The organism is Vibrio sp. D431a (assembly GCF_030248655.1).
In the GTDB taxonomy this organism is placed as follows: Bacteria; Pseudomonadota; Gammaproteobacteria; order Enterobacterales; family Vibrionaceae; genus Vibrio; species Vibrio alginolyticus.
Genome location: NZ_JAHGAP010000002.1, coordinates 258,427 through 270,739 on the forward strand (window position 1 = coordinate 258,427; position 12,313 = coordinate 270,739).

10 protein-coding genes are annotated in these 12,313 nt (G+C 46.8%); 8 read left to right on the forward strand and 2 right to left on the reverse strand.

The window, feature by feature from the left end; genetic code table 11:
- Positions 1-28: 28 nt before the first annotated feature.
- The 4 genes from malQ (at position 29) to KJB35_RS03400 (ending at position 7,737) form a co-directional block, all read left to right on the forward strand.
- Complete coding sequence (malQ, locus tag KJB35_RS03385; protein WP_005374838.1) at positions 29-2,209, forward strand: 4-alpha-glucanotransferase; 2,181 nt, start codon at positions 29-31, stop codon at positions 2,207-2,209.
- Between the two features lie 232 nt (positions 2,210-2,441).
- On the forward strand, positions 2,442-4,685 hold the full coding sequence (gene glgB, locus KJB35_RS03390; RefSeq protein ID WP_213907606.1) for a 1,4-alpha-glucan branching protein GlgB: 2,244 nt from the start codon (positions 2,442-2,444) through the stop codon (positions 4,683-4,685).
- 136 nt (positions 4,686-4,821) lie between these two features.
- Complete coding sequence (gene mtgA / locus KJB35_RS03395) at positions 4,822-5,496, forward strand: monofunctional biosynthetic peptidoglycan transglycosylase (protein WP_054865800.1); 675 nt, start codon at positions 4,822-4,824, stop codon at positions 5,494-5,496.
- A gap of 180 nt (positions 5,497-5,676) precedes the next feature.
- Entirely contained in the window at positions 5,677-7,737 is a 2,061-nt protein-coding gene (locus tag KJB35_RS03400; RefSeq protein ID WP_213907544.1) for an alpha-amylase, read from the forward strand.
- Between the two features lie 69 nt (positions 7,738-7,806).
- Here the strand turns inward: KJB35_RS03400 and KJB35_RS03405 are convergent, their stop codons facing one another.
- Positions 7,807-8,523: a DsbA family protein gene (locus KJB35_RS03405; RefSeq protein WP_005374842.1), complete on the reverse strand. Its 717-nt coding sequence runs from the start codon at positions 8,521-8,523 to the stop codon at positions 7,807-7,809.
- Positions 8,524-8,619: 96 nt separating this feature from the next.
- Positions 8,620-8,907: a hypothetical protein gene (locus KJB35_RS03410; protein ID WP_049872671.1), complete on the reverse strand. Its 288-nt coding sequence runs from the start codon at positions 8,905-8,907 to the stop codon at positions 8,620-8,622.
- Positions 8,908-9,355: 448 nt separating this feature from the next.
- On the opposite strand from KJB35_RS03410, the gene KJB35_RS03415 reads away from it, so the two are divergent.
- From KJB35_RS03415 to KJB35_RS03430, 4 genes are all read left to right on the forward strand, one after another.
- Complete coding sequence (locus KJB35_RS03415; protein WP_005374846.1) at positions 9,356-10,093, forward strand: nucleoside recognition domain-containing protein; 738 nt, start codon at positions 9,356-9,358, stop codon at positions 10,091-10,093.
- Positions 10,093-10,560, forward strand: coding sequence for a YjiG family protein (locus KJB35_RS03420; RefSeq protein ID WP_053303905.1), 468 nt, complete (start codon positions 10,093-10,095; stop codon positions 10,558-10,560). The genes KJB35_RS03415 and KJB35_RS03420 overlap by 1 nt, the downstream gene beginning before the upstream one ends.
- Positions 10,561-10,569: 9 nt before the next feature.
- Positions 10,570-11,694: a M20 family metallopeptidase gene (locus tag KJB35_RS03425; protein ID WP_053303904.1), complete on the forward strand. Its 1,125-nt coding sequence runs from the start codon at positions 10,570-10,572 to the stop codon at positions 11,692-11,694.
- A 208-nt stretch (positions 11,695-11,902) separates the two neighbouring features.
- On the forward strand, positions 11,903-12,277 hold the full coding sequence (locus tag KJB35_RS03430; RefSeq protein ID WP_053303903.1) for a YkvA family protein: 375 nt from the start codon (positions 11,903-11,905) through the stop codon (positions 12,275-12,277).
- Positions 12,278-12,313: the final 36 nt, after the last annotated feature.

The following is a 12,313-nucleotide window of genomic DNA, read 5'->3' on the forward strand; positions in this document are numbered from 1 at the left end:
GGTGTTGGTATTACCTTCGGAGAAAGCGATGAAAGAACAAACAGCATTAAAGAAAGTCGCGGAAATGGCGAGATTGGCTGATAGCTATGTCAGTGCTTGGGGAGATGAGGCGAAAGTGTCTGAGGAGACGCTACGCCGCTTGCTCGCTTCGCTTGGCTACGATACTAGCAGTGATGAAAAACTACTGGCTTCTGCTGAAAAGAAACATAAAAAAGACGTACTAGCCCCTGTTCTTGTTTTACGCGACGGCGAACCAGTCGAAGTGGAACTAAACCTAGGTACGAGTGCTCGTGAGAGTGAATTCAGCTGGCGTTTAGAAACAGAACAAGGAGAGGTACTTGAAGGCTATCTTCAGTCCCAAATTGTTCGTGATGAGCGTGCTGAGGGTGGCCCTCTAGTGTTTGCATTGCCAAAGAACTTGGCTTGGGGTTATCACAAACTGATCATCAGTCGTAAGCGTCGTAAAACACCTTACGAGATGTCATTGATCATTACGCCGAAAGCGTGTTTCAAACAAGACGATCTAAACCAACACAAAAAGCTATGGGGTCCTAGTATCCAGCTTTACACACTGCGTACTCAGCATAACTGGGGCATCGGTGATTTTGGCGACCTAAAACAACTGGTGAGTGATATTGCCTCTCGTGGCGGTGACTTCATTGGCTTGAACCCTATTCACTCGCTGTTCCCTGCGAATCCAGAAGGGGCAAGCCCATACAGCCCGTCTTCTCGTCGTTGGTTGAACATCATGTACATCGACGTAAGCTCTGTACCTGAGTTCGCGCTAAGTGCAGAAGCACAACAACGTGTCGGTAGTGCAGAGTTCCAACAACGTTTACAAAAAGCGCGAGACTCTCATTGGGTGAATTACACCGAAGTTTCGCAACTAAAAATGAGCGTTCTTCCGTTGCTATTCAGTGAGTTTAAAGCTCGCCATTTAGACAAGAACACTGATCGCGCTCGTGCCTTCTTGGACTTTGTTGAAAAAGGCGGCGACAGCTTGCTACACCAAGCTGCATTCGATGCACTTCATGCTGATTTACATGCAGAAGATGCAAACATGTGGGGCTGGCCAGTATTCCCTGAGAAATACCGCACATTCGACGCAGCCGGTACTCAGAAGTACATTAAGGACAACCAAGATCGTGTTCACTTGTACATGTACCTGCAATGGATCGCAGACGATCAAATCAAAGAAGCGCAAGCGCTAGCCGAAGAAAAAGGCATGGCTGTGGGTTTGTACCGCGACCTTGCGGTTGGTGTTGCAGATTCAGGCAGCGAAACATGGGCTGATGAAGGCGCGCTAGTATTGGATGCAAGCATCGGTGCACCACCAGATGTACTTGGTCCACTAGGCCAAAACTGGGGTCTGCCTCCGCTTAACCCTCAGGTTTTAGAAGCGACTGGCTACGACGCTTACATCAAATTGCTACGTGCTAACATGAAGCATTGTGGTGCATTGCGTATCGACCACGTACTTGGCCTGCTTCGCCTTTGGTGGATTCCAAAAGGCGAGAAAGCGACAGAAGGCGCATACCTGTACTACCCAGTGGAAGACATGCTAGCAATCCTAGCGTTGGAATCTCACCGTCATCAGTGTTCTGTAATCGGTGAAGACTTGGGTACTGTACCTGATGAAATCGTTGATATCCTTCGTGACGCCGGTGTTCACTCGTACAAAGTCTTCTTCTTCGAAACATCAAAAGACGACGGTGGCTTTATTTCTCCGAAGCACTACGCTGAGCAATCTATGGCTGCGCTGTGTACGCACGATATGCCAACACTACGTGGTTTCTGGCACTGTGATGACTTGAAGATGGGGCGTGAGATTGGTCTGTACCCTGATGAACAGCAATTGGAAGGCCTATTCGCTGACCGCTTGAAGTGCAAACAAGGCATTCTAGACAGCGTTCGCTGGCATGGCTATTTGCCAGAAGGCATTGGTCATGATGCTCAGTACGTGCCAATGGATTCATACCTAAGCGAAGCGCTGCAACTGCACGTAGCCGCGGGTGACTCTGCACTGCTTAGCGTTCAGCTTGAAGACTGGCTAGAAATGGATCAACCGGTCAACATTCCTGGCACGGTGGATGAGTATCCAAACTGGCGTCGTAAATTGTCGATGAACCTAGATGAAATCTTCAGCCGTGAAGATGTGAATCGTATTTCTAAACGCCTTACTGAAGTTCGCGCACAGGCGAGTAAGTAAGATGCCTAGAGTGACGTAGATGGACGAGCTGATTACCAATTTTGTTAGCTCAGAGGTACGAAAGTTCCGTCTAGGTCACTCATTCCTAAAACACAATCCGTTAGGATGAAGTACCGTTATTATGCCCGCGACAATAGCGGGCATTTTTGTATTTTGACGCCGTTTACGCAACGAACGTGAGAAGCGGAGTCTTTTTGTGAGTTCACAACGTTGGCTGTGGAGAAACCGATGTTTGATTCAGATCTCTGGTCTTGAAAAGGATGTTGGCTCTAGGGAGAAAGATTTGAAAACCACCAAAACCAAGAAAATAAAGAAACAACACGAACGCGCATACGAACTGCTTGCTGAGGCGGCTTACTCAGATCCATTTGCGGCGCTGGGTCCTTTCATTGACGACGAAGCTTCGCTGAGAGTTTGGATGCCGGGCGCAAACAAGGTTGAACTGCTTGTTAATGGTGAACCTCGCGTGGCGCTTGAGCGTGATGGCGACAGCGGTTTCATCTTAAAAGAGCAACGCGATTTACACCTGACCCACTACCGTTTAGCGGTCGATTGGAATGGTGTTGAACAAATTATTGATGACCCGTACCAGTACCACAATATCTACCAAGAGTACGAGCATCTGCATACGCCAAAAGACATGTATCACTACATGGGCGCACACTTTGTCACGCTAGAACGTGGCGGTGAAAACATTTCCGGTGTTCGTTTCCTTGTTTATGCACCACACGCATCGGCTGTTAGCCTTGTGGGTTGCTTCAACCAATGGGATGGCCGTCGTCATCCAATGCAACGCTTAGACTACGGTATCTGGGGCCTATTCATTCCTGGTTTGGAAGAGGGGGTACAATACAAATTTGAGCTCAAAGGGCCAAATGGGGAAGGGTTGCCACACAAACAAGACCCTTGGGGTTTCTACTCTGAGCAATACCCATCGTTCGCATCCATTACCTACGATCACAAGCGTTACCAATGGCAAGATGCGAAATGGCAAAACCGTGCAGTGACACAAAAGCGTGATGAAGCGTTATCGTTTTACGAGCTACATGCTGGATCATGGAAGCGCGACGAGAACGGTGATTTCCTGAACTACCGCGAACTCGCGGAGCAGTTGGTGCCATACCTTGTGGATATGGGCTACACCCACGTTGAACTGATGCCTGTGTCTGAGCATCCATTCTACGGTTCATGGGGCTATCAACCCGTTGGCTTGTTTGCGCCAACTAGCCGCTTTGGCTCCCCTGATGATTTCAAATTCTTCGTGGATGCGTGTCACCAAGCAGGCATCGGTGTTGTGCTGGATTGGGTTCCTGCGCATTTCCCATCGGATGATCATGGTTTAGCTAACTTTGATGGTACGCCTCTGTTCCATGATCCAGATCCTCGTCGCGGTTGGCACCAAGATTGGAACTCCTACATTTACGATTTAGGCCGTGAACATGTACGTCGCTTCCTTGTCTCGAATGCGCTGTACTGGTTTGAACAATTCCATATCGATGGCATTCGTGTCGATGCTGTTGCGTCGATGCTCTATCTCGATTATTCACGTAGCCACGATCAGTGGGTCCCGAACGTTGATGGTGGCAACGAAAACTACGACGCAATCGCAACCTTAAAATGGATGAACGAAGAAGTGTACAAGCACTTCCCGAATGCGATGACGATTGCGGAAGAGTCAACGGCGTTTCCGGGTGTGTCTGCGCCAACCTTTATGGGTGGTTTAGGCTTTGGCTTCAAGTGGAATATGGGGTGGATGCACGACAGTCTTTCATACATCAAAGAAGATCCTGTTCACCGCAAATACCACCACAATACCATCACATTTCCGCTAGTTTATGCGCACAGCGAGAACTACGTCTTGTCTCTCTCTCACGACGAGGTGGTGTACGGCAAAGGCTCTATTCACAACAAGATGCCGGGCGATGAATGGCAGCAAACCGCAAACCTAAGAGCATACTACGGTTATATGTATGGTCAACCGGGCAAAAAGCTGAACTTCATGGGCGCGGAAATCGGTCAAACGGCGGAGTGGAACCACGATGATCAGTTGCAATGGTTCTTGCTAGAATACGAGCGTCATCAAGGCGTTCAAAAGCTGATGCGAGATTTGAACCACTTGTACCGAAATGAAGCGGCGATGCACGATCAAGATTGTGTTCCTGCTGGTTTTGAGTGGCGTCTACAAGACGAAGCGGATGCGAGCATCCTAGCGCACGAGCGTATTAGTAAAGAAGGTGAGCGTATTCTGATCATCACCAACTTTACGCCCGTACCACACGAGCGTTTCCGTTTAGGTGTTCCAAATGCAGGTCAATACGAACTGCTACTGAACACGGACGACAGCAAATACGGCGGAAGCGATTTTAAAATGCTGACCAGTGTGAAAACGGAACAAGTCGAAAGTGAATCACTGCCTCAATCACTTGAGCTTCGTTTGCCTCCACTTTCAACCGTGTTCTACAAGCTGCACAAATAATTTAGTCTAATCAAATTCTAAGCCCGTTTTACATTGTAAATCGGGCTTTTTTTGACCAAGTTTTCACTAACGATAAACAGACTGCATACTCTATACTTGCATCATATTGTTTTATTAAATCAGGCTAGGTCGGACTTTGAGAAAGATTAAATCCCTTCTGTTCAATATCTTATTGGTGCTTTTGCTTTTACCAGTGATGCTCGTTGGCATAGTGAAATACATCGATCCACCAATTTGGGGATGGAAGATCAGCCGCATGATTTCTCCTCCTGAAGGATTTCCTGAAGAGAGTCAAAATGAATGGGTGCCTTTGAGTGATATTTCTAAACACATTCAACTGGCCGTGATTGCGACAGAAGATCAAAAGTTCCCGACCCATTACGGAGTGGATTTTGATTCCTTGTTTAAAGTGATCTCAGAGTCTGGCGAGAACGGTCCCTCTCGCGGTGCGAGCACGATTACTCAGCAAACTGCAAAGAACGTGTTTCTGTTTCCTTCACACTCTTATGTGCGCAAAGCGTATGAGCTTTATTTTGCTCTGCTGATGGAAGCAATGTGGAGTAAAAAACGCATTCTTGAAGTGTATTTGAATGTGGTGGAGTTTGGTCCAGGTATTTATGGCGCGGAAGCCGCTGCGCAAAACTACTTTGGTATTCCTGCTAAACAACTTTCAACACGCCAAGCAGCAAGGCTTGCGGTGGTGCTGCCAAATCCGTATCGCATCAAAGTTTACCCTCAGACTTCTTACACCATCAGCCGCGTCAATTGGGCGATGAGACAAATGCGTAACCTTGGTAGCGTTCAGCTTTAAACTCCTTTTTACCCTGCTCATAAGTAGAACTACGCCCCCATAAAAGCAAAATGTGAAGCGTCACAAGCTTTAGGGCGTAGCTTTTCAGAATGATGTGCTCAGTTTTTCATCCATTTACTATTAGTGTGAATAAAACTACAACACGAATACTGCGCCTATGCGCAACCAATGGACTGAACGATGAAACTGAATCTGATTACGACTACCTTATTGCTTGCATCGGCAAGTGCCATCGCCGAGCCAAACATCACCATTGCTACCACGACCAACAGCCGTGACTTTCCGTTAAGTGCAGAGCAGCCTTTGGTTGTGCCCTTAACCAAAGACGGATACACGCTCAAAATCACGGGTATTGAAGGCGACTGTGTCGCGCCTGATGGTCAGAAGGTCAAATTCAACAAACCTATCGCGCTGAACTGTGGAAAGCCAACAGAACTGCCTTTAAAAATCCGTTTTACTGGCGATTACTCTTTTGCTTTTGATGCGGAAGCCAAAACTCTACGCTTCAAGCGTGAACCTAAGAAAGCCGCCAAGACTGAATTCAAACGCCCAATCCCACAAGTGCAATGTGAGGTTTACCAAGGCGGCGAAGTCACCATCGCGCTGGGTGACAGTTTCCCCGATGGCACCAAGTTGCGTGATGCCTATTCTGGTCAAATGGTCGAAGTAAAAGATCAGCAAGTATCGCTGACGCCAAGCAAAGACTCAGGCGGTTTGGTGCTACTAGAGCCAGTGAAGAAAACCAAAGAAGCAGTACCGTTTGATTACCGTAATGCCAATATTTACTTCGTGATGGTCGACCGTTTCAACAATGCCGATACCAGCAATGATAACAGCTATGGTCGCAAGAAAGACGGTAAAGAAGAGGTTGGTACCTTTCACGGTGGTGACCTAAAAGGTGTGATCGAAAAGCTAGATTACATAAAGAGCCTAGGTACAGATGCAATTTGGTTGTCGCCAATCGTTGAGCAAGTACACGGTTTTGTGGGCGGCGGCGATAGCGGCTCATTCCCATTTTACGCTTACCACGGTTACTGGACGCGTGACTTTACCAAGATTGATGAGAACTTCGGTAACGAAGCTGATCTTAAAAAGCTGGTGGAAGAGGCACATAAACGTGGCCTTAAAGTCTTGATGGACGCAGTAATCAACCACACTGGTTACTCAACGTTAGCCGATTTGCAATTTGACGGTATTGAGGTGTTAAAACCAAACGCTGACCTACCTAAGAAATGGGGGGATTGGAAACCAAAAGCGGGCGAAAACTGGCATAGCTACCACCAGAATATTGATTACCAGAGTCCAAACTGGGCGAAATGGTGGGGCGGTGACTGGGTAAGAACAGGTCTACCGGGATACCCAGTTCCGGGCAGCAGTGATATCACCATGTCATTGGCGGGTTTGCCAGACTTTATCACTGAATCAGACAAAGCCGTGAAGCCAGCTCAATGGCTATTGGATAACCCTGGCACTCGCGTTGAGGAGCGTGACAATTACACCGTCTCGGACTACCTAATTGAGTGGCAAACTGATTGGGTGAAACGCTTTGGTATTGATGGTTACCGTGTCGACACGGTGAAGCACGTTGAAGGCGATGTGTGGAAACGCTTGAAAGAAGAGGCATCAAGCAGCCTTGAGCAGTGGCGTAAAGAGAACGGTAAGTCAGGTCAGCCATTCTGGATGATGGGTGAAGTATGGGGACATACCGCTTATCGCAGCCCTTACTTTGACGATGGCTTTGACGCGTTGATTAACTTCGATATGCAGAAGAAATTAGACAAAGGCGCGGCGTGTTTCAGCCAAATGGCAGACACCTACCAAAGTTACGCAGATACTATCGCCAATGAGAAAGACTTCAACCCAGTGAGCTACATGTCTTCTCACGATACGGAGTTGTTCTTCTCTCGCTTCAAAGATTACGGTATGCAGCGTAACGCCGCGAATGCACTGCTTCTGAGCCCTGGTGCTGTTCAGGTTTATTATGGTGATGAAGTTGGTCGTAACATTGGTCCTTACGCGGACGATTTCCACCAAGGCACTCGTTCTGACATGGTATGGAAGCTATCTGATGAGAAGCAAGCGCTGCTCAAACACTGGCAAACTCTTGGTCAGTTCCGTAAAGCGCACCCAGCGATTGGTGCGGGTCAGCATCAAGTAATTGAACAAGAAGGCGCGTACGTGTTCTCTCGCTCGCTTGGCAATGACAAAGTCGTTGTGGCGTTTGTGGGTCGCGACAAGTAGTTAGAACTTCGTTTTAAGCCTAGATAGAAAAAGCCCTTCCTTGAGTTATCAGGGAAGGGCTTTGTTGTATTAGTTCGCCAGTTCTTGGTCGATGACTTTTTCTAGCTCGTCAAACGGCACATAGCCAGGAATGACTTGATCATTAATGATCAACGCGGGCGTGCCGCGTAAACCAAGTTGCGTGAAATACTGATAGTTTTTATCAAGCAACGCCTTGGTCTCTTTGTCGTCGACAAGCTGTGCTTCTGTCCCCGTTTTTTTCGCGATTTGATTTAAGGAACGTGCGTCATGTGCGCCCGGTTTTTTCACCAATAACTCATGCACTTGTTCGTACTTATCTCGCTGGTTTTGCCAAACATTTAATGCGTAACTTGCCGAGTTGTAGCCGTTTTTCTCGTATTGTTCTTTAAAAGAGACATTGAGGTTAAGCACTTTTACCTGCGGATATTCCTTACCAACTTTGACCAGCTCTCCTTCTAAACGTTTACAAAAAGGGCAGCTGTAGTCTGTTACGTTAATAATGGTTAACTCAGGGTTTTCAGCACCAAAAGAGGAATGTTTGCCATCACTTAGATATTGACGAACCTCCTTCAAGGTGTCGCCAAATGACTGTTGATACGCAATGTACTCTTGAAGGTTTTGGTGCAATGAATCAAGAATTTGAGGGTTTTCTTTTAGTATCTGAGTAACTTCCTCTAGCTTTTGTTCTGCGGTCTTTTCTGATGCGAAAGATACGGCAGGTACGATAGCCATCGTTAACGCCAAAAGTGTACGAGTGAATGTCATAATATTTCCTAAAACTTTTAAATTTCGTTGTTTGTTATGTGAAGTGAATAAAATATGTACAAAAGTCAGGCAGAAAGGTCTCTCGCCTTGCTGGCTTTATTCTCTAAACACGCAAAGTTTTAGGTGAACCCGATACTTTTCCGGTATCGGTTCTGTGTATTCCAGATAGCGAATTGCTGTGGTTGTCATCGGCAGCGCCACAATCAAAGCAAACAGAAAAAATGGAATAAGAATATGATCAAACTGATGTTGGTACGCTTGAACCAACTTTTCTGAAAGGTCGCAAGATGGTGATAAATTCACGCTTTCATCTTGCTGACTCTGTATTTGGTGAGCCTTTGGGCAGCTTTTCGAGAAACCAGAATTTTGGCTTAAGCATATCATCACCACCCAAAGCACGAGGGCGAGTGTCCATTTGGCTATTTTATATTGTGAGCGTAACAATGGGTCGTATAGTCCTGTTAATTCTGGTTTATGCCGTTTACATATGACCGGACCATCCTAACCTAAATTTCGTGGCTGAATGTTACTTTCGAGTTAATCGATATTGCCTCAATGCCAAAGTATGAAGTACGTCATGAATGTTGTAGAAAGCAATATTCGTCAGAATCATTTTTTGAGTTGATGAAGAAGTCGTGAGCTATCGACATAGATTAATATACCTAATTGTTAGCACAAATTTTTATTATCTTTCAATTGTGATTGAAATCATAAAACAAAACTTCATAACTGAGTCGCGATAATGTTCGGCAGGCGGATTGATTTTGATCATCTCTCTAGCACATTATTCAGGTGAACATATGTGTTAAGTTCCACATGTGTAGGTAATGTTATGAAAATTCCTGTTCAAACTGAGCGTAAAGTTACACTGGGGTGCTACGTTGCTCTGGCGTTTGCGGTTGTGTTCTTTTCTGGCCTGATGCAATCTAGCGAATGGTACGGTGTATTCGACTTTACAACGCTCAATGGCTCTTTCGGCAAGGTGGCGTATGGTGTCACCGAAACGGCTGACGGTGTGCAAGTTGCAACAACGTCGCTTCGCGGTACTGGTGGTAGCGGTGCTCGTGACGGTTTCATTTTCGCACTTACTTTGATTCCAACTGTTATGTTCGCCTTAGGTATGATCAACGTACTTGAGCACTACGGTGCACTTGAAGCCGCTCGTAAGCTTCTTACTCCTCTTCTACGTCCTCTAATGGGTATCCCTGGTAACTCTGGTCTGGCTTTAATTGCTTCTCTACAAAGTACCGATGCAGGTGCGGCTATGACGCGTCAACTAAAAGATGAAGGTCACCTAACTAAGCGTGAAACGGACGTATTTACCATGTTCCAGTTCACTGCGGGTGCAACCATCGTGAACTTCTTCTCATCGGGTGCGGTATTGTTCACGTTGACGATGGCTGACGGCTCTCTAGCAGTAACTTCTTCTATTGGTTTGGCGGTTGTGGTGATGTTCGCGTTTAAGATCATTGGTGCGAACCTGTTCCGTATCTACCTAAACATGACGGAAGGTAAAGAAGACAAGCAAGACCAAAACAAATCAGAGAACCTAAAAGAGGAGACGGCATAATGGGTGACGTTAAAGCGAAAAAACCAATGGTGACGGATATTTTCGTTGAAGGTGCTAAGAAAGGTTGGGTAATTGCGACTACCTCTACGGTTCCTAACGTATTAATGGCGTTCGTTATCATCAAAGCGCTGCAAATCACTGGTGCGCTGGATCTGATGGGCACTGTGTTTTCTCCAATCATGGCAGTGTTTGGTCTTCCGGGTGAAGCAGCAGCGGTATTGATCGGGGCTTGGATGTCGATGGGCGGCGCGGTTGGCGTAGTGATTACACTGTTTGACCAAGGTATCCTGAACGGCACGCACATTGCGATTCTTGCGCCTGCAATTTACCTAATGGGCTCTCAGGTTCAGTACATGGGTCGAATTATGGGACCTATCGGTACTGAAGGTCGTTATATCCCAATTATGATTGCGATTTCCGTATTGAACGCATTTGGCGCAATGCTAGTGATGAATCTGTTTGTCTAGGAGTGAGTCATGCAATTCTCTCTAAATGAATATCTAGAAGAGCTACGTCCGCTGATTAATGTGGATTGTGGCACTTACACGACTGATGGTATCGAGTTTATCGCTTCTCAATTTGAAGAGAAGTACCAAGCGATGTCAGGTTGGAGCGTAAAACGCATCGACTGTGGCAGAGCGGGCATCGGTCTTGAAGTTCGAAACAAGCCGGAAGCTGAGCAAATCGACGTAATGCTGATTGGTCACATGGATACCGTGTTCCCTGTGGGTACTGCTGAGCTTCGTCCAATGTCTCAAGATGCAGAGAAAGCCTACGGTCCGGGCGTCTCGGACATGAAATCTGGCTTGCTGAACATCGTATACGCGATGCGCAATCTGGACCAAGCGGTGTTGGATAAGTTGTCTATCGCTATCTGCATGAACCCAGATGAAGAGACGGGCTCTCTGGACTCTGTGGATTGGATTCAATCAGTTGCGAAAAACGCTAAGAATGTGCTGGTTGCGGAAGCCGCACGTGCAGACGGTGGTTTAGTGAAAGCGCGCAAAGGCATGGCTCGCTACAAAATGACCTTTAATGGCGTTGCTGCTCACGCAGGTAACGAGCCAGAAAACGGCCGCAGCGCAATCACTGAGATGGCGAATTGGATTCTGGCTGTCAATGCAATGACCAACTTTGAATCTGGTACTACGCTGAACGTCGGCATTGTTTCTGGCGGCAACGGTGCGAACATCGTCCCGGAGCACGCGGAAGCGATCGTGGATGTGCGTTTCTGGAGCAACGAAGAATACGATGATGTCGACAGCAAGCTAAACGGCATGCTGGAAACACCATTCGTTGATGGTGTGAGTATCGAGTTGGTTCGTGAAGCTTACAAACCTTCTATGGTGCCAAGTGCGCAAACGGAAAGCCTGATGGCATTAGTTGAAGAAGCCGCAAGTGAACTGGCTATCGACATCAACTGGAAAGAAGTGGGTGGCGGCTCTGATGCAAACAACACGGCGATTCTAGGCGTTCCAACTTTGGATGGTCTAGGACCTATCGGTGCGGGCTTCCACAGCGATCAAGAGTACTTGTTGCTTGAGTCTATCGAACCACGTATCAAAATGCTGATGCGTGTATTGGAGAAGATTGCTCAATAGGGCATTCTGCTTTTAAAGCTTGGTTCCCAAAGCTTTTGGCTTCAACCTTTTGGTTTGCAAGACTTTTTTCCAATGCAATAATCCCCGGACTTCGGTTTGGGGATTTTTCTATCTGTGTTTCACTTTACTATCATTTCTTGTTATTAATCTTGCGTTCAGGTTCGATTAATTAATATGTTGGACATAGTCATAAATTTCGGAGGCAACGATGACCACAACAATGTCTGTAAAATCGGCGCCGAAAGACGCCAAAGATCAAACGATGCAAGCGCCAGATGAGAAAACATTCTGGCGAAAAATGAAAGGGTCGGTTAAGAAAGCGGGTGAAGAAATTGCCGTAATGGGCATTAAATCATGGCTCGCGATGACAGATTCTAACACCTCTGTTCGCCATAAGGCGATTTTAGGTGGTGCGCTGGCATACTTTGTCCTACCAACAGATATGGTGCCAGACGTACTCGCTGGCGTCGGTTTTACCGATGACATGGCAGCACTTACCTTAGCCGCGAACTCAGTCGGTAATGCCATCACCGACGAGCATGAAGAACAAGCGAGAGAAAAGCTGAATTCGATGGCGGATTAGAAAGAGTATTTCTAGACGCGGAGAAAACAAAAGCCC

What these genes read in the sequence shown, in the direction of transcription:
- KJB35_RS03420 (WP_053303905.1), top strand. Translation starts at nt 10,093, where the DNA reads ATGGGTGACGTTAAAGCGAAAAAACCAATGGTGACGGATATTTTCGTT.
- KJB35_RS03405 (WP_005374842.1), bottom strand. Translation starts at nt 8,523, where the DNA reads ATGACATTCACTCGTACACTTTTGGCGTTAACGATGGCTATCGTACCT.
- KJB35_RS03400 (WP_213907544.1), top strand. Translation starts at nt 5,677, where the DNA reads ATGAAACTGAATCTGATTACGACTACCTTATTGCTTGCATCGGCAAGT.
- KJB35_RS03410 (WP_049872671.1), bottom strand. Translation starts at nt 8,907, where the DNA reads ATGATATGCTTAAGCCAAAATTCTGGTTTCTCGAAAAGCTGCCCAAAG.
- KJB35_RS03430 (WP_053303903.1), top strand. Translation starts at nt 11,903, where the DNA reads ATGACCACAACAATGTCTGTAAAATCGGCGCCGAAAGACGCCAAAGAT.
- KJB35_RS03425 (WP_053303904.1), top strand. Translation starts at nt 10,570, where the DNA reads ATGCAATTCTCTCTAAATGAATATCTAGAAGAGCTACGTCCGCTGATT.
- malQ (WP_005374838.1), top strand. Translation starts at nt 29, where the DNA reads ATGAAAGAACAAACAGCATTAAAGAAAGTCGCGGAAATGGCGAGATTG.
- KJB35_RS03415 (WP_005374846.1), top strand. Translation starts at nt 9,356, where the DNA reads ATGAAAATTCCTGTTCAAACTGAGCGTAAAGTTACACTGGGGTGCTAC.